This is a genomic window from Caldithrix abyssi DSM 13497, assembly GCF_001886815.1.
GTDB lineage: Bacteria > Calditrichota > Calditrichia > Calditrichales > Calditrichaceae > Caldithrix > Caldithrix abyssi.
The window spans coordinates 790,570-810,964 of the sequence record NZ_CP018099.1 but is presented as its reverse complement, the minus strand read 5'-3'; the positions used below and the strand labels follow the sequence as shown (position 1 = coordinate 810,964).

Genomic DNA, 20,395 nt, shown 5'->3' with positions numbered 1-20,395 from the left:
TCTCTGGTTTTTTAAATTTCTCCGTTACTTACCGGGGCTTTCCGAAAATAAATGAATAATAAACGCGCACGGCAAAATTGTTTTCTTTCAAATTGGGATAATCGCGGTAATGGGACCAGCGGTCGTATTCGATGAATTCCAGGTTCAGGCTTTGTCTCTGGCTTAAAAATACACGCGCCCCCATCATCAGGATATCCACATATTCATTGCCCTTTGCACCGCTTAAGGGATGAATCCAGTAGTGTTTGTAGCGCAGGTAAAACTGAACCGATTGCCTTATGCTGTAGAACGATTCGTACTTAACGCTCATTCCCGGCCCCAGGTTGTAATCGCGCCCAACCTCCATGGCGTAAAGCGAATTCACGCCGCCCATGACAATCGCCGAGACAATGAGTGTATTGTTCCATGCGCTGCGATCTGCAAAAGTGTGGCGCGTTAACAGGGCGCCCCCCACGCTGCTGGACGAAATTTTGTAAACGCGGTTATTAAGAAAGCTAAAATTTTTGAACAGGCCAATGGTAGCCTGGCGCGCGCCGAATAAATCTACCTTTTTACCGAAAAGCATGCCGTTGGCAAAAATTGCCAGAATGCTATTAGCGTCGGAAAGGCTGGCGCCCGCTTCGGTTACAAAATAATCAAACGGGCGGTAGTTTTTGCCAGGGTGGGTGTGATCGCCGTACTCCATTCGATACTTTAAGTAAACATGCGGCACGCGTTGCGAAAACTTTTGATCGATGAACACCCCGTTTAACCCAAACGCCACATCCACACGATAAGCCTCAGGATGACGCCTGGCGTCGGGCGCAAGGCTTCCGCCGCGCAACAACCGATTAAAGGCGTTAGAGGGCGAAATAAAAGCCGAAGCAAGATTACGCCAGAATCCGCGTTCGCCTGTCGTCAGGATCAAATTGGAAACTCGGTAACTGATTTCGCCCAGCACAATTCCGCTCATGGGCGTGGTAATGATATCGTTCATGGAAGGATATTCGGTTTCCATGAACAGTTCCCACATCAAACTGCCGCCAAACGAATAAGGCAACGATTTCCAGAAGTCCAAACCAGAAGAACGGGCCATGGTAAAAGAAAGCGCGCCGCTGTAAGGATGAAACAACTGATTGGTTTCAAACCCATCGGCGTCCCACACAAAACCGTGCCGCAAATTATTGCGCATGCTTTCCCAGGAAATCCGCGCCCAGTCCACTTGTTGCACATAGCGGTCAAACGACCAGACCATGACGTTTAAGCCAACGGTTTCTGCTGCCGGCAGCCAGTAGTTGGTTTTTACAGAATCGCGCGCACTCGGCTGCGCCCTTAAGCTGGTTCCAACGACCAGGAAGATGAGTAAGATGACCATTCGTTTGAATCTGCCGCTACTATGTGTACTCATGAAGAACTTCTCATTTTTGCTGCGATGTAAAATCATAAATTTTTTCGGACAAAGGCAAACAGCAAAATCCACACTGTCGCGCGTACTGTCATGGCATTTACGCTGTGTTGGGCTACTTCGTTGCTGAAAATTGTCAGCAGCAATAGCAATACAATAATGTGTCCAACAGTGATTACCACAGCGCCAATTTTTCCCCAGAAATTTTTAAACCACAACAGTCCGGCCGTAATTAAAGATATCACCCCCATCAGCACATTGTATTTCACCAGCCACGGAAGGACGTGGTAATCGGGTTGTGAAATTCCAGCCAGCACCTTCCCACCGGCAATCACGGCCATTGCGCCCATCACCACGGCCACCACCGCAACTATGCGTAAATAAACAAGCTTGCTCATGATCTATCCTCCTTAATTTAATTGAGTTCAAATTAAAAAATGCTAAACGAACCATATTTTTTTGGATGTTTTTTAATGTCTTCGATTAAGGTACGCAGTTCGCGCGTAAGAGTAAATAATTCTTCGTAATAAGCCCGGTCTTTAAGCAAGGCGCCCACCGTTCCATTGCCGTTCAGGGCATCAAGCAAGGAATCGGATTTCTGAACAACGTTTTGCAGGTGGCCAGCGGCGCTTGAATCAAAAACCATTTTGCCCAACGTTCCCTGCCCTTCTGCAATTTGCGCCGTTATTTTTTGCAATTGCCTTGCGGTGGCTAAAAGCGACTGGTACAGCGTGGAATCGTTTAAAAAACGAGCGGCATTTCCGCGACCGTTATTTGCAGCGCCGCTGATCTCTTTTAGATTGTTCAGGCTCTGTTTCAGATCACCGGCCATGGCGCCATCGTTGATCAATGAAGCCATGGTGCCCGGCCCCTCCACCATCTGGCGCGTCAAAAGATCCACATTGTTCAGCACCGACCTTAACTGAGACACAGAAGCGGCCGCATCAACCATAACCTGCTCCAGATCGGGAGAATCTTTGCTGGCAATAAGCGCGCCTTCCCGCAGCGGCGTTTCTGCGGCTTTACCCAGCGAGATATCCACGTAACGATCGCCTAACATGCCCATGGTCTTGATCTGCGCCACCGACGAAGGCGTAATAAATTCCCGGTATTTTTTGTCAATTTTCAGTTCAATAAGCACGCCCGGCTTTTCAGCCCGGTTGGTCAATTTCATTTCGCCCACCACGCCGACCTTTAAACCGGAAAGGGTAATAAAAGCTCCGGGCACTAACGATTCGGCCTGCGGCTTGAACATGTACAGCGAATATTTATCGGCAAATAACTTTTGATTTGATCCGACAATGTAAAAGATAATTCCCAGCAAAACAGCCGAAAGCATAACCATCAAATAAACGCTAATTTTAAAATTGTTATTTTGCCTCAGCGATTCCATACACGTTTTACTCCTGTGCAAAAAGATTTAAAAAGTTGTTTTCCCGCAGTGCAGAAAGCGCCGCGCCGTTGTACTTTTCGAATTCAATCCGTCCGTTTTCCAGGTGGAAAATTTTATCGATCACACGCACAAAATAGTGCAGTTCATGCGTAACAATTAACGATGTTACATTAAATTGTTTTTGCAAGTCACGGATCAGCTCCACCACGCGAATTGCCGAGCGGGCGTCCAGACCGGCCGTTGGCTCGTCGTACAGCAACAGCTTTGGGCGCGTTACAATGGCCCGGGCAATGGCCACCCGTTTTTTCATGCCGCCGCTCAATTGCGACGGAAGGTAATGAAGGTAATCCATTAAGCCCAGATAGCTCAACGTTTCAGAAACCCGTTTTCTGATTTCATCCGGCGGCAGGTGCAGCGCTTCTTTTAAAAAGAAACTGACGTTTTCTTCCACGGTTAGCGAATCGAACAATGCGCCCTCCTGAAACACAATCCCGCACTGCTGACGCACGCGCATCAGCGCACTGGTCTTCAGGGCGCCAATGTCATGTCCCAGAACGTGAATCTTCCCCGCCGTTGGTCGAATCAATCCCAAAATCAATTTAAGGATCGTACTTTTGCCAACTCCGCTGTCGCCGCTGAGTAAAACAATCTCTCCCGGATTGATGTGAAAGGAAACGTTGTCTAAAATTTTACGATTGCCCAGCGTGAGCGATACCTTTTCTAATTCAACCATATTCCCTCAATCAGTAAAGTGAAAGTATAATGCGCGTTAAAAGAAAGTCGATAAATAAAACGCCGACCGAGGCAAAGACCACCGTCTGAGTGGCGGCCCGCCCCATTCCTGCCGCGCCGCCGCGAATGGTGTAGCCATAGTAACTGCTGATCAAACCAATAATCAAACCATAAAAAGGCGGCTTAATCAGGCCTATCGTCAAATCTTTTACCAGCAATCCGCCGCGCATGGAAAGCCAGAAAAACTCGGAGTCCACCCCAATCCAGCGCACAGCCGCAAACCAGCCGGCGATGATGCCCACAGAATCAGCCAGCACAGTGAGAGGAATCATAACCATAACCGAGGCAAAAACGCGCGGCACAATAATACGTTTGATGGGATCAAGCCCAAAGGCCCGCAGCGCGTCCGTTTGCTGGCTCAAAACCATATTACCGATTTCGGAGACAATTTTTGCGCCGGTGCGTCCAGCAATCATCAATCCCGTTACAATGGGGCCTATTTCGCGAATGATGGAAATGCCCATAATGCGCCCTAAAAGCAGTTTGGCTCCAAAAGGCTCCAGTTTTTTCCCGTATTCAAAAGACATGACCATACTGGTAAACGATGTGGCTAAAACAACCAAAAAAAGCGCCTGAACGCCCATCACGTAAAACTGGTAGAGGGTTTCGTGCCGGTAACGAAAAGCAGCGTTCATGGACGAAAGTACGCGAAAGGCAAATTTTAAGCGGCGCCTGACTTCAGCGAAAAAAGCAAAAAAAAGCGATTTTACAAACAGAGAATGCAAATTTTCTATTATGCTGGATACACGCATCTTAACCTCACTGTTGAATCGGCAGAGCCTGATCGGCAGGTGGAACATCAAGTGACGCTTCCGGATTACCCATTAATTTCAAGATGATCTCCTGAACATCAATGGCGTCAAAATCGATGATTTTCAGTCTTAAAGTTATCAATATCAGCAAGATGACCGGAAACGGATAATCAATAGGCGCATAACTGGAATTTGAAATAATCCGGTAAATGTTTTTGAGAATAATCTCCTTTTTTTGCAGCGCTTCGTCAAAGAGTTGTTCCAGTTCGGCCATGGATTCAATGCCCAGGCGTTTAAAAAGGATCAACAGGTAACGAATGGTGTTAGGGTCCTGCTGGATGGAGGTTTCATTAAAACCGATTCTCTTTGCTTCTTTGACCAGCACATCAATGGTTGTCTGGTGCGTTTTCAAAAAATATCCAAGGGTCAGGGCGTTAATTTTTGCAGAAAGGTCTCCGGCCTGGTAGCGTTTTAAATCATCAGAGGCCTGAGCTTCGAGCTGTTTTTTAATGTTTGAAAATTGAATATCGGCCAGTTCGAACAGAGCGCTTAATTGAAAAATCTGACGCAAAATGAGTTTGGGGATTTTTTCCGTGGTTTTGTAACGCAGCTTGTGGTCAATGGTGGCCCAGGCATGTTGCGCTACCGTACGAATCTGAATTTCAAACACATTGTTCTTGAACTTTTGTACATCAAGCGGATAGTTATACTCTGGCGATAACGAAACTTTAAAATGCAAAGAAGAATAGCCAAACTGATCCGGCGAACGATTCAGAGAATCGTACTCAAGATTTTTGTAATGCACTTTAAAGGTTTGCTCGATCAGCTCGCCAATCTGATAAACATCTTCTAAATAGTAGGTAATAAGGCGAATGCCAACCAGATCGGTACAATTGTAAGAAAATTCCTTTCCCGCAGAAAGAACGCGGTAAACTTTATCCAAAAAACTGGGCAACGACTTCACACGCGTTTCGATCTGCAAAAAACTGATGTTGTGCGCAATGAGCAAACGCTCGAACAACAGCTTTAGCTTTTCGGAAAATTCTTTGTTCAACGGGTAGCGATTCTGGTATTCTGCAATGATTTCAAAAACTTTCACGATTGTTCCTCTGCCTTCGGATTACTCGTTTTCTTCTTCCCGAGAAGCTGCTTTTTTTTCTGAGCGTTGCTGCTGTTCGATCAGCGCTTCAATTTGCGTACAAAGCGCGTTGAACCGATCCGTGTCCGCAGTAAGCTCCTGCCGGTAAACGATTTTTCCACCGGCATCGACGACCATCAATACGGGTGTGCTCTGTACGGCAAATTGCGCAAACACCTTGCCTTCCCAGTCGATCAGGTAAGGAAACGGCTCCTTGCGCAATTTGGCTCTGATGAAGGACCTGGGCAAAAACATCGGAAAATCGGTCATCTCTTTCAGACCCAGGGCCATGATGTCTCCGTTGAATTTGCTTTTTAATTTCTGCACACAAAAACGACTATTTTCTAACCAGCGCGCGCCCAGCGTCTTGTTTTTGGTATTGGGTATGAAAGACAGGATCATAATTTGTCCCAGGTGCTCCGCCAGACGAAATTCTTTTTTATTTGCATCTTTCAAAGTAAAGTCTACGACGGAATCAGGGGGTACCGTTCTACCTTCCTGCCCGGCAAAGCTAAAAACAACCATCAGCAGTAGATTTACAACAACCAATGCCGATGCCCGTACGATTCGCGTCATTAATCTGTCAAGTTGTGACTTCATCCGATTTTCCTTTATCCTTAATTCACTTTTTTCAACATTTGCGCACACCCGTAAACGTTCAGCCTATTCAAAGCCGATCGGTAAACAACGCAAAATCCGTAATTTCCCTTGCGCAATGCATTTCAGCTTCTACCAGTCGAACTCCGCAGCGCAGTAGGTAAAATTTTTCGTCATCTGCGTCGTCTTTCTCCGCAAACCCAAAAACTACTCATCGAAGTCTGCCGTTGAATTAATAGACTTCTGCAAAATTCAAAATTAAGGAGGGGAAAACCTTCTTCTAATCGAAATTTAATTTTCTCGATGAAAAAGGCCCCACCGATATCCCCTCCGCTAATAAAAAAGCTACCACGCATCGCTGCGTTCAATCTGAATACCGAATTTTTTGCTTTCGCTGCTCTTCTTTTCAATCAGGTAATCAGGATTTTTATGGTTTGCCAGAGTTTTTGGCCTTCCTCCACAAGATCAAAAGAAAAATCCGTCATACGCCATTTGGTTACAATCAGCCGAACCGCTCCGATAATCATAAATGACAATTCTTCCGCAGAAACCTCTTTGCGAAATTCGCCCCTTGCCTGCCCCTCAGAAATAATTCCGATCATGGAATTCTGATTTTCTTGCATAATCTCAAAAACCGCCTTCGAAAGTCGGGAATCATTCCGAAACAATTCTTCAGAAAAAATTACCGCGGCAACGGTCGGTTTCTCGGAAAAATATTTAAAACGCCGCTCAAGCATGACCTCTAATTTAGCCCGGGGCGAAAGATCCATCTCCAGAATTTGCCTGTTCAGGGTGTTTATGTTATCCTTAAACAGGGTCAAAATACCAATCAAAATATCAAACTTGCTATCAAAATGTCGATAAATGGCCGACTCGGCAATTCCGATTTTTTTCGACAAATTTTTTATGGTCAATTCCTGAATGCCTTTTTCTGCAATCAATTGAATGGCCGTGTTAACGATTTCGCGCTGTCTTTTCGTAAAAGCCACCATAATAAAAATTCCTTTGTGTGTGAATGTTCACTAACAAAAATACGCTTTACTTTGTTCGATGTCAATTTTTTTTATTCTTCTGCGGTAAATGACCGTCAAAAACTTAATGGTTGCGCCAGGCTAAAACTCAAATTTTTTTCTTTGGCACAATCTTTGTAATTTTGCCTTAAAGTTAAATGCGGAGTTTACGGTGCAAAAAAACATTAACAATATTCGTCTTTGGGGTGTTTTACTGTTTATTGTTCTGGCCGTTATTATTTTTCTCCCGGCCGTCATGGAGTACCACTCCACCAAATCGGACCTGGTTCGTCTCTGGCAGGATCAAAGCCGCCTGGTCGCCGAAACCATTGTGCGCGGCAGCCAGACCATGATGCGCTTTGACGAGCAGTTTTTGCTGGATCAAAAGGAGCGCTTGATCAACGACGGGCTGGCCCTTCGGCAATTAGACAGCCTTAACTTTCCGGAACTGCGGCCGGTATTTGAATTTGCCCGCCGTCGCTTACATGCCAGCGTTCTGTTTTTTTCTGAACAAGGCCAGCTACTCAATCCCCCGCCCTCTGGTTCGATGGGCGATCGTATGGTCAGACGATTTCACAATTTATTTCTGCAAGCCATAAAGACTTTACCGCGGGATTCACTGATCTATCTTGCGCCGCCGGAAGCGCAACAGCGCCATTTGCCGCCATTTTTAATCATCCGGCGCGCCAACCAGCAGGGGTATATGGTGGTTATAATACGGCCGGCGATGGGCGAACGCATGATGCGCTTTCGGGGGATGAAAAGGTGGTTAAACGAAATCGTCAAATCGCCGGGCATCCTTTATATTCAATTGTTAAAAGATCAGCGTCCCCTGTTAGAAGCCGGCGATTTTTTGCTGGCGCCCTTGGAACCGCCGGCGGAGGCCTCTTCTTCCAGAATAAGCTGGCAAATCTTAAAAAGCGCCGAGCAAACCATCTTTGATTACTGGCAGCCGGCGCCGAATCAGATGACCATCCGTATTGGTCTGGCGACCACTGCTCTGGCGCACCTACAACAAAACCTTGTTCGCCGTTTGATCTTTAATTCTCTTTTGCTGTTAATTCTGGGTTTTCTGGTCATGCGTTTCATTTTAAGCAGACAAAACGTGGCTCTTTTGCAAAGCCGCCTGAGTCAGTTAGAGACCTACACCATTTCCATCCTGAAAAACATGAGCGACGGCATTCTGGCTTTTAATTCGCGCTTTGAAATTGAATTCACCAATGCGGCCTACGCCAGATTAACCGGCGCACAGGACGTTGACCGTTTCAACTCCGCCATTCAATTTTTGCCATCGGAGCTTAAACAAAAAATAAAGGATTTTCAGGAGATTGAGAACTTCTCATTTCAACATGACAACCATTTTCTGCTGATTAGCGGTAAAAAGGTTAATGCCGGCTCCGAAGAAAATCATTCTGACTTGCTGTACCTATTGATTGTACGTGATTTTACCTCACAAAAAGAACTGGATGAAATACGCACACGGCGCAACAAACTACTGGCCATGGGCGAGCTGGCTTCGCGCGTGGCGCATGAAATCCGCAATCCGTTGAATGGGATTGCCATGCTGGCGCAACGTCTGCAAAAAGAATTTAGACCCACTGAAAATGATGAAGAGTTCCGACAAATGACTTCCGCCATTCGTCAGGAGACCGAACGCTTAAACCAGATTGTTCATTCTTTTTTAATTTACGCCCGTTCCCCGCGCCTGAAGTTTCAATCCACTTCGCTGGGCGAATTTTTAAGCGGTCTGAAGCCCGTTTTACAGGCCAGCGGCAGTTCCCCCCTTAGCCTTCACATCCAATCCGACGTCCGTCTGCCTATTGATCGCGATCAGTTCAAGCAGGCGTTGATCAATCTGGTCAAAAACGCCATGGAAGCTTCTCCTCCACACTCGGCGGTTAGTGTACGGCTTGAGGTTTCAGAAAATAAAGCGCGGATATTGATTGAAGATGAGGGCGGCGGTATTCCGCCAGAGCTGAAAGAGCGAATTTTTGACCTTTACTTTACGACCCGGGAAGAAGGAACCGGCATTGGCCTGAGCATTGTGGAGAAAATCGTTGAAGCGCACGGTGGGAAAATTAAGGTGGAAAGTCCCTACCGCAAAGAGGGTAAAGAAATTCAGGGAGCCAGGTTTATTATTGAACTACCTATCAAGGAACCGAAAGGAGAAGCACAATGAAACAATTCTCCATCCTGGTGGTTGACGACGAAAAAATTCAACGGGAGTCGTTAGCCGGTTTTCTGGCTAAAAAGCGCTATCAGGTGTATAAGGCCGGAAACTTTGACGCGGCCCTGCAAATCATCAAACAAAACGCCATTGACCTGGTTTTAACCGATGTAAAGATGTCCGGCAAATCGGGCTATGACTTGCTTAAGGCGGTAAAAGAGATCAATCCCTCAATCACGGTTATCATTATGACCGCCTACGGCAATATTGAAGAGGCTGTGGCGGCCATGAAGGACGGGGCTTACGATTATTTGACCAAGCCGTTGGAATTAGACGAAGTGGAATTACTGATTAATCGCGCCTTTCAGTTTAAACAATTAACCGAAGAGAATGCCGAATTACGGCAAAAACTTTCTGACAAGCACCGCTTTACCAATATCATCAGCGCCAGCCCTTTGATGGAAGAGGCTTTGAACATGGCGGCGCGCTCGGCAAAGAGCAGAGCGTCGGTGCTCATTGAAGGAGAAAGCGGCACGGGCAAAGAACTGATTGCTCGCGCCATCCATTTTGCCAGTCCGCGCAAGGATAAACCACTGGTGGTTATTAACTGCGCGGCCATTTCGGAAAGCCTGCTGGAAAGCGAATTGTTCGGTCATGAAAAAGGGGCCTTCACCGGCGCCATTCAGGCCCGCGCCGGACGCGTGGAGGAGGCGGACGGCGGAACGCTTTTTCTGGATGAGGTGGGCGATATTCCGCTTTCGGTTCAGGTAAAGTTGTTACGTTTTTTACAGTTCGGCGAGTTTCAGCGTGTGGGAAGCAATCAATCGCGCAAGGTGGACGTACGCCTGATTTCGGCCACCAATCGCGATCTGTTAAAGATGATTCAAGAGGGAGCGTTTCGCGAAGATTTCTACTACCGTTTGAATGTCATCAATATTAAAGTTCCGCCTCTTCGTAAACGTAAAGAAGATATTCCCATGCTAATCGACCACTTTATTAAAAAATACGCCGCTGAAAATGGCAAGGAGATCAAGGGCATTTCACGAGAGGCGATGGACCTTTTGATGAAGTACGACTACCCGGGCAACGTTCGCGAACTGGAAAATTTGATCGAGCGGGCAGTGGTGCTTTCCAGATCGGAGATTATCGAAGCGGACGATCTCCCCATCCAGATGCGGGTGGTGGGTAAAAAGGAACAGGCGCCGCCCGTTGAGTACTATCCCGGCGACTTCCGTCAAAAGGTGGAAGCGTTTGAGAAAGATCTGATCCTTAAAGCTCTTGAGGAGGCAGATTTTAATCAGAGTCAGGCAGCCCGCGCCCTGGGGCTGAGCGAACGCAATTTGCGTTACAAAATGGCCAAATATGGCATTGAACGAGCGGAGAGATAAACAAAATCCATTTCAACGGAAGGGAGAGGGAGAAGAGTGTAAGAGTTGAATGGTTCAATGGTTGAATAGTTGAATGGTTGAATGGTTGAATAGAATTTTACAAGTGCGGAATTATTGAACACCATCGGAGAAAAGTTTCCAACGGACGGTTATTCTCCAGGGGGCTGTCCCAAATGTAAAAGACAATGTATTTTTTAAATCTTTTCTTTCCCTCACCCCCTTTAATTCCCTGGGGTGAGGGCTATTGCAAACTGTTTTAAATTTAAAACATTCTTTGCGTTTTTTAAATGCTGCGGCTGCGTTTCCGTAAAGATGAGCCGTGTTACGCTTTTGCTTCGTACTCTTCCTGTAATTTTTCGTTTCTGGCCGCCAGATGCAGGGCTTCGATCAACTCATCCAGATCGCCTTCCATAATGCGGTCCAGCTTGTAAAGCGTTAATCCGATGCGATGGTCGGTTACGCGGCCCTGGGGGAAGTTATAGGTGCGTATTTTAGCGCTACGGTCGCCGCTTCCAACCATGGATTTACGCTGGGCGTCGATGGCCGAGCGCTGCTCCTGCATGGCCATGTCCAGCAAGCGCGTGCGCAAAACCTTTAAGGCTTTGGCTTTATTTTTGTGCTGTGACTTCTCATCCTGACAGGTCACCACCAGTCCGGTTGGAATATGCGTAATACGCACTGCGGAATCGGTGGTATTGACGCTCTGGCCGCCCGGCCCGCTGGAGCGAAACACATCGATGCGCAGTTCGTTGGGGTCGATTTCCACATCCACTTCTTCTGCTTCCGGCAAAACCGCCACCGAGGCGGCAGAAGTATGCACTCTACCCTGGGTTTCTGTCTCCGGAACGCGTTGCACGCGGTGGACGCCGCTCTCGTATTTTAACGTTCCGTAGGCGTCCGGGCCTTCAACCATAAAAATAATCTCCTTAAAACCGCCGCGTTCGGAGGGCGTGGAACTCATCACGTCAATCTTAAATCCATGATCCTCGCAATACCGCGTGTACATGCGGTACAAATCGCCGGCAAAGATGGCCGCTTCGTCGCCGCCCGTACCGGCCCGAATTTCCACAATGGCGTTTTTGGCATCGTCCGGATCTTTGGGGATGAGCAGGAGCTTTAATTTTTCCTCATAATCGGCAATTTTCTTTTCTAAGTCTTCATTCTCTTCTTTAGCCAGGGCCGCCAGTTCCGGATCGCTGTCTTCTTCAATAATCGCCTTATTTTCTTCGTAGGCTTCCAGCGCTTTCAAATACGGCGCGCCGATTTCAAGAATTTTACTTATTTCGCTATGTTCCCGCGAAAGCTGCTTGTAACGTCCCTGATCGTTGAATACAGAGGGATCCGAAAGTTCTTTGTTTAATTCATCCAGTCTTTTTTGCAGTGCCTGAATTTTTTCTTTCATAATTGCTCCTATGCCGAAACGGGAATGACTTCCGATTGAATGACAGGTTCATCAACCAGCTCGCCGGCAAACTCTTCGCCCAGGGCCGTTTTTAAGGCGACGATGGCCACCTCCAGCTGCTGGTCGTCGGGTGGTTGGGTTGTAATACGTTGCAGCCACAACCCCGGGGCGATTAAGGCGCGCACCAGCGGATGGTCCATGTTTTTGGCCGAGGCTTTTAAACCTTCGTAACTAATGCCGCCTACCACCGGAATCAACGGTAAATGCACAGCCAGGCGGATGAGCAAGGACATTTGTCCGGTACTCAACATGATCAGCGTATCGACCACGGCAAAAAACAGTAAGCTGATCAGCATAACCATGACCAGAAAGCTGGTGCCGCAGCGCGGATGGTAGGTGGAAAACTTTTGCACGTTTTCCGGCGATAGCAAAGTCTTTTTTTCAAAGGCAAAAACCGTTTTATGTTCTGCGCCGTGATATTCAAACAGGCGGTGTACATCCTTCATAAACGAAATTGCCCAGACGTACAACAAAAAGAAAGTGATTCTGAACAGGCCGGCCACCAGATTAAAAGTCAATGCCTGACGTTCAATGTTAAAGATTTCTGTGGTCAGAAAAAGCGGCAGCGCAAAGAAAAAGGCAACGCCAATACCCAGGGCAATGACCAGAGAAAAGACCGCGCCGGTTGTGGACATGCCTTTTTTCTTCTTTTTTTTCTTTTTCGGATTCTTTTTTGCCTCCTCGGCTTCCAGATCTTCCATGGCTTTGTCGGCAGACCACTGCAGGGTTTTAATACCCATGATCATTACTTCAATTAAAGTGACGGCGCCGCGTACAATGGGAATGTTCAAAATTTTATGTCTTTGAATGAGCGATTGAAACTCGTCCACCCGCACTTCTATGGTGCCGTTGGCGCGCCGGACGGCCGTGGCAATGCGCTTGGGAGAACGCATCATCACGCCCTCAATAACCGCCTGCCCGCCAACCGGCATTATTTTTTCATCGGATTGATTGGCCATAACTTCCTCTATTAATTAAACAAAAAAACGGAATGACCTGGCAACCCATTTCATTCCGTTTTTTAATTTCGAAAACGAGAAACAATCTAAAGATTATTTCAGATTGTATTTTCTCATAAACTTTTCAACACGGCCGGCAGAGTCGACCAGTTTTTGTTTACCCGTAAAGAATGGATGACAATTCGAGCAAATTTCAACTTTCAGATCGCCAACGGTCGAACGCGTTTGGAATGTATTCCCACAAGCACAGGAAACCGTGCCTAATTTATATTCGGGATGAATACCCTTTTTCACAACGATCCTCCTTGGTAATTAACTTAAGCTTAGTAATTTAAAGTAAAATGAACACAAATGCAAAGAATTTTTACGAATTCATCATGCGTAAAAATTCCCTGTTATTTTTGGTCTCAGACATCTTTTCCAGCAAGAACTCCATGGCTTCGATCGGATTCATTTCGTTCAGCAACTTGCGTAAAATCCAGACACGCGCCAGCTCTTCGCGGCTGAGCAACAATTCTTCCTTACGCGTTCCGGAACGATTGATGTCGATAGACGGGAAGATGCGGCGATCGGTCAGGCGACGATCAAGCATCAGCTCCATATTGCCCGTTCCCTTAAATTCTTCAAAGATGACCTCGTCCATTCGCGATCCGGTATCGACCAGCGCGGTGGCAATAATCGTCAAACTGCCGCCTTCTTCCACGTTACGCGCCGATCCGAAAAAGCGCTTGGGTTTTTGCAGGGCATTGGAATCAATACCGCCGGACAAAATTTTACCGCTATGCGGCACAACCGTGTTGTGCGCCCGCGCCAGACGCGTAATACTATCCAGCAAAATGACCACATCGCGTTTGTATTCCACCAGACGCTTTGCCTTTTCCAGCACCATATCGGCCACCTGAACGTGCCGCTCAGCCGGTTCATCAAAAGTTGAGCTAATCACCTCGGCGTCCACAGAACGTTCCATATCGGTTACTTCTTCCGGGCGCTCGTCAATTAAAAGCACCATTAGCACCACTTCGGGATGATTTTTTGTAATGGAATTGGCGATTTTTTGCAGCAAAATGGTTTTACCTGTTCTGGGCTGGGCCACAATTAAACCGCGCTGCCCCTTGCCGATGGGCGTTAAAAGGTTCATTATCCTCATGGAATAGTCTTTGCTGGATGTTTCGAGATTCAAACGCTCCATGGGATAGAGCGGCGTCAGGTTTTCGAACAGGTTCCGTTCGCGCGCTTTTTCCGGGCTTTCGTCGTTTACGGCCTCTACGCGCAGCAGGGCAAAAAAGCGCTCGTTGTCTTTTGGGGGGCGAATTTGTCCTGTAATGGTATCGCCGGTGCGCAAACCAAAGCGCTTAATTTGCGATGGCGAGACATAAATATCGTCCGGACCTGGAAGGTAGGAGTAATCGGACGAGCGCAAAAAGCCGTAACCATCAGGCAAAATTTCCAGCACGCCTTTGGAAAAAATCAAACCTTCCTGCGCGGTTTGTTCTTCTAAAATACGATATATTAGCTCTGATTTCTTTAAACCGGAAATACCGGTAATGTTCATATCCTGAGCAATTTTGGTCAGCTCGGTAATTTTTTTCTTTTTGAGTTCTTCAATATCCAACATACGTCAACCTCATCAATATTTTTGTTTGTTTAACATTTATTTTAAGACCAGAGATATTCAATTTAACAAATTCAGGTATGTTTAATTCGACTTTTATTAAGGTGTTACCACGTAATGGCAATATAAAAGTATTAAACAATCATGTCAAATTTTATTGATTCTCCTTTTCGCTTTGTTTAACTATGTCTATTTGATTGCCGGCAACATATTCTGCCGGCTCTGCACAATGCTCTGTGTCTGCCAGACGTTAACTTCTACAACATAGGATCTTAATAAAATGAATATTCGGGATTTTCGGAAAATTCATTAATCAAATATCCGATTAAATAATGGCTGCCCATCACGATTAATAACTCATCTTTTTTTATCCTGTTCAATATTTTTTGTACTGCTTCAACGGGATCTGGATAGATATGGACGCTTTTGCCTTTTTTAATAAAGGCGTCGGCCAGCTTCCCCACCGCCAGCTTTTTAATCGATTGCGGTTCTGTTAAATATATATTCATATTTTGACGGCTTAAAAAATTTACAACTTCTTTGTGATCTTTATGTTCCAGCAATCCGATCAACAGATGAATTTTATGTTCAGGCGCTTTGCGTTTAACAAAAGAAAGCGTGCGGATAATACCGGCAGGGTTGTGGCTCACATCAAAAATGACGCGCGGGACCTTACGCACCGTTTGCAGGCGACCCGGCCACAAACCGTTAAGTAGCGCCTGTTGCGTTTTTTCTTCCGACCATGCCAGCCTCTGACTTTCCAGATAAGCCCTTCCAGCCACCAGAGCCAGGGTAATATTCTGGGCCTGAAAATCTGCGGTCTGAGACGTGCGAAAACAATGTTTTTCCGAAGTCTTTTTAAACTGTACTTCGAAGCGCATGCCATCCAGAGAACTCTCCAGAATCCGGTAAGCGGCCAGATCTGTCAAATAGTTAAACTGATCGGGGCGTTGAATGTGTTGCAGAAACACCGTAAGCGCTTCCTGTTTTTGCGGCGCGCAAAATACGGGAGCGCCGTTTTTAATAATGCCCGCTTTTTCGCGAGCAATGGAAGCAAGCGTATTGCCTAACTGTTTTTGGTGGTCAAAATCGATCGGCGTTAATACAACCATCTGCGGCCGGACAATATTGGTAGAATCCAGCCGACCGCCCAGCCCGGTTTCTATAACGGCCACATCTACGTTCATATCGGCAAAGTATTTAAAGGCCATGGCCGTTGACGTGTCAAAAAATGTGGCTTTCTTTTGCAGAATGAAATCTTTGTTCTGGAGCCAGAATTCGGCGATAAAATCTTTGTTAATAAATTCGTCATTCACGCGAATTCTTTCACGGTAATCGCTAAGATGGGGACTGGTAAACAGGCCGCTCTTTAAACCATGGGCCTGCAACAGAGCGTGGATGAAAAAAGCCGTGGATCCCTTGCCGTTTGTGCCGGCAAGGTGGATAACCGAATATTTTAGATGGGGATTCCCCAATCTGGAGGATAGCGCCGAAATATTTTCCAGCCCCAGTTTGATGGCAAATTCCTGTAAAGCGTAAATCTCACGGACGGCCTGAGCGTACTTCATCTTTTTAAATCAGCTTACCTAAAATAAACCCGATAACAATACCAATTAAAAAAACGACGGTTAGAATGCGGTAGTTAACAACCTCGCTGGTATAGCCCTTTTTGATGGCCAGAATGGAAACAAAATAGCCCATGGCATTGAGCAGCCAGAAAAAAGGCAAAGCCAGCACCTTGGCCACAATGGGGCCGATGATGGGGATTAATCCAATAATATTCAACAAACCGATAAACGCCTGCGAAATAATGCCAAAAATGACCACGGCGCCGCCAATAATCGATTTGTCCACATTAAGATGAATGGCCACCACCACAAAGCTGACAATGATTACCCACGCCAGAATGGTCTTCCAGAAGGCAAGCACAAAATACTTAAACGAAATACTGAAATTTTTAAAAGACTTTTTCGGAGCTTCTTCCATTACACGCTTTATACATTCATCTCATTATTAAGTTGCTCACTAACCATGCCAAATCGGCGTTCGCGATGGGCATAATCCCAGATGGCGTCCACGAACTGGGGCTTGCGGAAGTCAGGCCAGGCGGTTTCAGTAAAGTAGATTTCCGCATAAGCGATTTGCCACAGCAAAAAGTTGCTGATGCGTTTTTCGCCGCCGGTACGGATGATCAGGTCCGGGTCCGGTTGATTGGCCGTATATAAAAACTGCGCGATGGTTTCCTCATTAATATGCCGTTCATCCAGCCGGCCCGCTTTAATTTCTTGCGCCAATTTTTTAAAGCTATCTACAAGCTCCTGCCTTCCGCCATAACTGAGCGCCACATTTAGCGTCAGGCCGGTGTTGTCTTTTGTCATTTCCATGGCCTTTTGCATGCTGTTTCGCGCAAAGTCGGGTAGTTTTTCCAGATGGCCAATGGTCTGAATTTTGACATTCTGCTCCATCAGGCGCTTTATTTTACGGTTGATGGTAGAAACCAGCAACTGCATTAAAGAAGCCACTTCCCAGCTTGGCCTGCGCCAGTTTTCTTCGGAAAAAGTGTAGATGGTTAAATAGTCAACGCCCAGCTCGCCGCAGGCTTCCACAATGGCCTCAACGGAATTAACGCCTTCTCCGTGACCGGCCACGCGCGGCAGGCCGCGTCGTTTGGCCCAGCGCCCGTTGCCATCCATAATGACGCCCACATGGCGCGGAATATTGCCGCTTTCTTTTATGATCTGTATCTTTTCTTCTAATTTCAATTTTCACCTGAATTCTGAATTCTACAATTTACAATTTATTAAATTACAAATTTAATGGTGAATTATCAAATGGAGAATCAACAAGCAACAATCAAAATCAAATTGAAGTTCGATTTACGTATGTTAGCCGCGCAGTTTTACCAATAAGACGGCGGGCAAATGGGGCAACAACAATCTGAATATTTTCCAGCGGGTGGAAATAACCGCCCGACGTTTTCTTTTTTTTATGGCGCGCAAAATACTTTTGGCCGCTTTTTCCGGTGAGATGACGAGGAACGCATTGTTCCGATCGGCGATCATCGGGGTTTCTACAAAACCGGGCATGATTTCCGTAACATGAACGCCCCGGGGTTCCAGACGGGAACGCAGGCCGTCCAGATATTTTCCTTCGAACGCTTTGGTGGCAATGTAAGCCGGATTAACGCTGGCCAGGTATTTAGCCAGCGAGGTTATTCCAACCAGATGCCCCCTGCCCTGCTGTTCAAAATAGCGGGCCATTCTGTTGCAAACCGCCGCCCAGCCCAGCACATTGGTCTGGATGATGTTTTTTTCAATCTCCCACTCCAGCTCGGGGTTGGCGCCCACAATACTCGAAGCGATCACCGCCACATCAATCGCCGGCTGCTCATCCAGCCATTCGTCCAGCGCCGCCATCGTCTTTTGTTCCTGCCGAATATCCAGCGTTTTTCCCGAAAAAAAATCTGGAAATTTCCGGGAAAGTTCCTCCAGCGCCGATTGACTGCGGCCTGCGCCCAGCACGCGATGGCCTTTAGTTACAAGTATTTCCGTCAAAGCTTTACCAATACCAGAAGTACATCCAACAATCAGATAGGTTTGCATGATTAATCCTTTTTGATTTTATTTCTCATTTTCTTTAATTTGCAAAAAAAAAGTTAGCGAACTATGGATTCACCAGAAATTCACATTGACGTAAAAATCGGCACATCCGGTTACAGTTATGAAGACTGGCGCAGCCACTTTTACCCCGCCAATTTATCTAAAAGTAAATTTTTAGAATTTTACGCGCAATTTTTTAATGCCGTAGAGATCAACAGCACTTATTACGCCATCCCCAATTCCTTTACCATCCGGCGCATGGTAGAAAAAACGCCGCCCAATTTCTGTTTTATTGTGAAAACGCATCAGGAAACAACGCACCGCCGCCAGGAAAATTCGCAGGCCATCGCTCAGCTTTTAAACGCTTTAAAACCGATGATCGACAGCGGGAAATTCCATGGCTTTCTGGCGCAGTTTCCCTACTCGTTTAAAAATAACGAAGAAAACCGCAAATATCTGTTACAAACCAGAGAGCTTTTGCAAGAGCATCCACTATTTGTTGAATTCCGACACATTAGCTGGATTACGCCTCCCATGTACCAGTTTTTAGAACAAAACAACATTGGCTACGTAAATGTGGACGAGCCGCAACTACCCGGTTTGCTTCCGCCGCAGGCCCTGGCAACGACGCGCTTCGGATATGTGCGTTTTCATGGGCGCAATGCCCAAAACTGGTGGGAAGGCAAAGGTTCCGCCCGCTACGATTATCTTTACACGGAAGAAGAACTTGAACAATGGATGGGCAATATCCGTCAATTATTGCAAAAAACCTACCGCACCTACATCTTTTTCAACAACCATCCGCGAGGGCAGGCTATTAAAAACGCCAGGCAAATGTTAAACCTCATTCAGAACCAGCTAAATATTTTTAATGATTGAACTATTAGACACGCGGACAAAAACAAAGAGCAACAGAAACAGCGAACCGAGCATTGCAATGCCCGCGCCAAGTCCAAAAAAATCGACGCAGGCGCCTAAAATGGGGCTGGCCACCACGACCACCAGCGTCTCTAACTGACTGGCCGTGCTCAGGCCAGAAGCCATGATGTTAGACGGCAACAGCTCGCTCAAATAACTCACAATCAACGGTCTTCTGATGTTGCGTATTAGATACAGGCCGGCGTACAATAATGCCGCTAACAAGCCCATTTTTAACATGAGCGACAGGCCAGAAAAGATCACGCTTAAAACGCCTACCAGGTAAGCCGCATCAATGGCCAGCGCCAGGTTTTTGAAACGGGCTTCCAGTTTAAAGGCATTACGCGCGCTGTAAGAGGTTAACAGATACAAAACAAAGTAACTTGCGCCAATCAGAATGGCCGTACGCTGTTTTTCACTAAGAGCGAAAAAAACAGGCATCTGCAAAACCAGAGTTTGCAGAACGGGTTGCAGGTAATCTTTCAGCGTCTTAAAAAATCCGCCAAAAGAAGCGGCGCTAAAAAAGGCGCGAACGTGTGGCACGGAGGCAAATTGCGTAAAATAATCTTTTAAATTCCGTTTTAAACGAAGCCAGAAACCTTCTTTCCTTTGCAACTGAGCCGCATCCAGTTCATCCGGATAGCTGGCCAGGTTAATAAAATCGAGCACATACGGAATAGCCGAAATTAAAAACAGAGCGCGGTATTGATGCGTTAAAAAGATAATGCCAACCGCCAGCAGGGAGCTTAACGCCGAGCCCAGTTGACTCCACGATCGGGTTCTTCCGTAAAATTGCGTTTTAAGAGACGTCCAGTTATTTAATTCCAGATATTTTAAAATCATCGCTTTGTGCGTTCCGGAGCGGAAGGCTTCTGCCAGGCCAAATACGATCATGGACAGGGCAAAAACAACATACGACCGGCCGAGGTAGAATAGAGCAAACGAAAAAATATAGGCGCCAAAAGAAAACAGCATGGCCTTTTTACGTCCAAAGGTATCGGCCACAATGCCCGAAGGAATTTCGAAAATATTTTTAAAAACTTCTCTGATCGAATACAATGAGCCGATTTGCAAATAAGAGAGCCCCGCTTCCCTAAAGATGAGGATCAGAAAAGCGTCAAAAAAACGCAGATTTTTCAAAAATCCATACGCGCAGAAACGGTAATATTGAAGATTTTTAAAAGGATCTCTGACAGCGCTGTTTTTCATTCTGTTTTTACCCTA

The 20,395-nt window shown here is 46.4% G+C and carries 20 protein-coding genes; 3 read left to right on the top strand and 17 right to left on the bottom strand.

The annotated features are described in order from the left end of the window. Nucleotides 1-28 precede the first annotated feature (28 nt). The 8 genes from Cabys_RS03220 to Cabys_RS03185 form a co-directional block, all read right to left on the bottom strand. Complete coding sequence (locus Cabys_RS03220) at nucleotides 29-1,387, bottom strand: DUF3943 domain-containing protein (RefSeq protein WP_006928710.1); 1,359 nt, start codon at nucleotides 1,385-1,387, stop codon at nucleotides 29-31. 32 nt (nucleotides 1,388-1,419) lie between these two features. Beyond that, nucleotides 1,420-1,782 (bottom strand): hypothetical protein, encoded by a 363-nt coding sequence (locus Cabys_RS03215; protein WP_006928709.1) that lies wholly within the window; start codon nucleotides 1,780-1,782, stop codon nucleotides 1,420-1,422. A gap of 32 nt (nucleotides 1,783-1,814) precedes the next feature. Then, nucleotides 1,815-2,777 carry an MlaD family protein gene (locus Cabys_RS03210; RefSeq protein ID WP_006928707.1) on the bottom strand — a complete coding sequence of 321 codons (963 nt, stop codon included), beginning with the start codon at nucleotides 2,775-2,777 and terminating at the stop codon, nucleotides 1,815-1,817. Nucleotides 2,778-2,784: 7 nt separating this feature from the next. Then, on the bottom strand, nucleotides 2,785-3,510 hold the full coding sequence (locus Cabys_RS03205) for an ABC transporter ATP-binding protein (protein WP_006928704.1): 726 nt from the start codon (nucleotides 3,508-3,510) through the stop codon (nucleotides 2,785-2,787). Between the two features lie 10 nt (nucleotides 3,511-3,520). After that, on the bottom strand, nucleotides 3,521-4,321 hold the full coding sequence (locus Cabys_RS03200) for an MlaE family ABC transporter permease (RefSeq protein ID WP_006928702.1): 801 nt from the start codon (nucleotides 4,319-4,321) through the stop codon (nucleotides 3,521-3,523). Nucleotides 4,322-4,328: 7 nt separating this feature from the next. Continuing rightward, a complete protein-coding gene (locus Cabys_RS03195; RefSeq protein WP_006928700.1) occupies nucleotides 4,329-5,420 on the bottom strand; it encodes a GTP pyrophosphokinase in 1,092 nt (363 codons plus the stop codon). A 21-nt stretch (nucleotides 5,421-5,441) separates the two neighbouring features. Beyond that, nucleotides 5,442-6,035 carry a TlpA family protein disulfide reductase gene (locus Cabys_RS03190; RefSeq protein WP_044281163.1) on the bottom strand — a complete coding sequence of 198 codons (594 nt, stop codon included), beginning with the start codon at nucleotides 6,033-6,035 and terminating at the stop codon, nucleotides 5,442-5,444. Between the two features lie 431 nt (nucleotides 6,036-6,466). Further along, entirely contained in the window at nucleotides 6,467-7,048 is a 582-nt protein-coding gene (locus tag Cabys_RS03185; protein WP_006928696.1) for a TetR/AcrR family transcriptional regulator, read from the bottom strand. A 190-nt stretch (nucleotides 7,049-7,238) separates the two neighbouring features. Here Cabys_RS03185 and Cabys_RS03180 point away from each other — a divergent pair, with 190 nt between their 5' ends. Both Cabys_RS03180 and Cabys_RS03175 read left to right on the top strand, forming a co-directional pair. Further along, complete coding sequence (locus Cabys_RS03180) at nucleotides 7,239-9,245, top strand: sensor histidine kinase (RefSeq protein ID WP_006928694.1); 2,007 nt, start codon at nucleotides 7,239-7,241, stop codon at nucleotides 9,243-9,245. Further along, nucleotides 9,242-10,621, top strand: a complete 1,380-nt coding sequence (locus Cabys_RS03175; protein WP_006928692.1) for a sigma-54-dependent transcriptional regulator — start codon at nucleotides 9,242-9,244, stop codon at nucleotides 10,619-10,621. The genes Cabys_RS03180 and Cabys_RS03175 overlap by 4 nt, the downstream gene beginning before the upstream one ends. Nucleotides 10,622-10,943: 322 nt before the next feature. On the opposite strand, the gene prfA is transcribed toward Cabys_RS03175, so the two are convergent. From prfA to Cabys_RS03135, 8 genes are all read right to left on the bottom strand, one after another. Further along, the gene (gene prfA, locus Cabys_RS03170; RefSeq protein ID WP_006928691.1) at nucleotides 10,944-12,023 is read right to left on the bottom strand and encodes a peptide chain release factor 1; all 1,080 of its coding nucleotides are present in this window, start codon (nucleotides 12,021-12,023) and stop codon (nucleotides 10,944-10,946) included. Between the two features lie 8 nt (nucleotides 12,024-12,031). After that, nucleotides 12,032-13,042 (bottom strand): DUF1385 domain-containing protein, encoded by a 1,011-nt coding sequence (locus Cabys_RS03165; protein ID WP_006928688.1) that lies wholly within the window; start codon nucleotides 13,040-13,042, stop codon nucleotides 12,032-12,034. A gap of 93 nt (nucleotides 13,043-13,135) precedes the next feature. Next, nucleotides 13,136-13,336, bottom strand: coding sequence for a 50S ribosomal protein L31 (rpmE, locus tag Cabys_RS03160; RefSeq protein WP_006928687.1), 201 nt, complete (start codon nucleotides 13,334-13,336; stop codon nucleotides 13,136-13,138). 70 nt (nucleotides 13,337-13,406) lie between these two features. Then, entirely contained in the window at nucleotides 13,407-14,654 is a 1,248-nt protein-coding gene (gene rho, locus Cabys_RS03155; protein WP_044281836.1) for a transcription termination factor Rho, read from the bottom strand. A gap of 272 nt (nucleotides 14,655-14,926) precedes the next feature. Beyond that, nucleotides 14,927-16,222, bottom strand: a complete 1,296-nt coding sequence (locus Cabys_RS03150; protein ID WP_006928685.1) for a bifunctional folylpolyglutamate synthase/dihydrofolate synthase — start codon at nucleotides 16,220-16,222, stop codon at nucleotides 14,927-14,929. Between the two features lie 4 nt (nucleotides 16,223-16,226). Further along, entirely contained in the window at nucleotides 16,227-16,640 is a 414-nt protein-coding gene (locus Cabys_RS03145; RefSeq protein WP_006928684.1) for a hypothetical protein, read from the bottom strand. A gap of 8 nt (nucleotides 16,641-16,648) precedes the next feature. Continuing rightward, nucleotides 16,649-17,416, bottom strand: a complete 768-nt coding sequence (locus tag Cabys_RS03140) for an isoprenyl transferase (RefSeq protein WP_006928683.1) — start codon at nucleotides 17,414-17,416, stop codon at nucleotides 16,649-16,651. A 123-nt stretch (nucleotides 17,417-17,539) separates the two neighbouring features. Beyond that, nucleotides 17,540-18,256 (bottom strand): SDR family NAD(P)-dependent oxidoreductase, encoded by a 717-nt coding sequence (locus tag Cabys_RS03135; protein ID WP_006928682.1) that lies wholly within the window; start codon nucleotides 18,254-18,256, stop codon nucleotides 17,540-17,542. Between the two features lie 63 nt (nucleotides 18,257-18,319). Here Cabys_RS03135 and Cabys_RS03130 point away from each other — a divergent pair, with 63 nt between their 5' ends. Then, complete coding sequence (locus Cabys_RS03130) at nucleotides 18,320-19,132, top strand: DUF72 domain-containing protein (RefSeq protein WP_006928681.1); 813 nt, start codon at nucleotides 18,320-18,322, stop codon at nucleotides 19,130-19,132. On the opposite strand, the gene Cabys_RS03125 is transcribed toward Cabys_RS03130, so the two are convergent. Continuing rightward, the gene (locus Cabys_RS03125; RefSeq protein ID WP_006928680.1) at nucleotides 19,112-20,380 is read right to left on the bottom strand and encodes an MFS transporter; all 1,269 of its coding nucleotides are present in this window, start codon (nucleotides 20,378-20,380) and stop codon (nucleotides 19,112-19,114) included. The two genes, Cabys_RS03130 and Cabys_RS03125, sit on opposite strands and share 21 nt — an antisense overlap. Nucleotides 20,381-20,395 lie beyond the last annotated feature (15 nt).

Bases quoted from the DNA above. Each gene is read 5' to 3' on its own strand.
- Cabys_RS03150 (WP_006928685.1), bottom strand. From the start codon at position 16,222: ATGAAGTACGCTCAGGCCGTCCGTGAGATTTACGCTTTACAGGAATTT.
- Cabys_RS03165 (WP_006928688.1), bottom strand. From the start codon at position 13,042: ATGGCCAATCAATCCGATGAAAAAATAATGCCGGTTGGCGGGCAGGCG.
- Cabys_RS03190 (WP_044281163.1), bottom strand. From the start codon at position 6,035: ATGACGCGAATCGTACGGGCATCGGCATTGGTTGTTGTAAATCTACTG.
- Cabys_RS03185 (WP_006928696.1), bottom strand. From the start codon at position 7,048: ATGGTGGCTTTTACGAAAAGACAGCGCGAAATCGTTAACACGGCCATT.
- Cabys_RS03220 (WP_006928710.1), bottom strand. From the start codon at position 1,387: ATGAGTACACATAGTAGCGGCAGATTCAAACGAATGGTCATCTTACTC.
- Cabys_RS03215 (WP_006928709.1), bottom strand. From the start codon at position 1,782: ATGAGCAAGCTTGTTTATTTACGCATAGTTGCGGTGGTGGCCGTGGTG.
- Cabys_RS03135 (WP_006928682.1), bottom strand. From the start codon at position 18,256: ATGCAAACCTATCTGATTGTTGGATGTACTTCTGGTATTGGTAAAGCT.
- Cabys_RS03205 (WP_006928704.1), bottom strand. From the start codon at position 3,510: ATGGTTGAATTAGAAAAGGTATCGCTCACGCTGGGCAATCGTAAAATT.
- Cabys_RS03145 (WP_006928684.1), bottom strand. From the start codon at position 16,640: ATGGAAGAAGCTCCGAAAAAGTCTTTTAAAAATTTCAGTATTTCGTTT.
- Cabys_RS03200 (WP_006928702.1), bottom strand. From the start codon at position 4,321: ATGCGTGTATCCAGCATAATAGAAAATTTGCATTCTCTGTTTGTAAAA.
- Cabys_RS03130 (WP_006928681.1), top strand. From the start codon at position 18,320: ATGGATTCACCAGAAATTCACATTGACGTAAAAATCGGCACATCCGGT.
- Cabys_RS03175 (WP_006928692.1), top strand. From the start codon at position 9,242: ATGAAACAATTCTCCATCCTGGTGGTTGACGACGAAAAAATTCAACGG.
- Cabys_RS03125 (WP_006928680.1), bottom strand. From the start codon at position 20,380: ATGAAAAACAGCGCTGTCAGAGATCCTTTTAAAAATCTTCAATATTAC.
- prfA (WP_006928691.1), bottom strand. From the start codon at position 12,023: ATGAAAGAAAAAATTCAGGCACTGCAAAAAAGACTGGATGAATTAAAC.
- Cabys_RS03210 (WP_006928707.1), bottom strand. From the start codon at position 2,777: ATGGAATCGCTGAGGCAAAATAACAATTTTAAAATTAGCGTTTATTTG.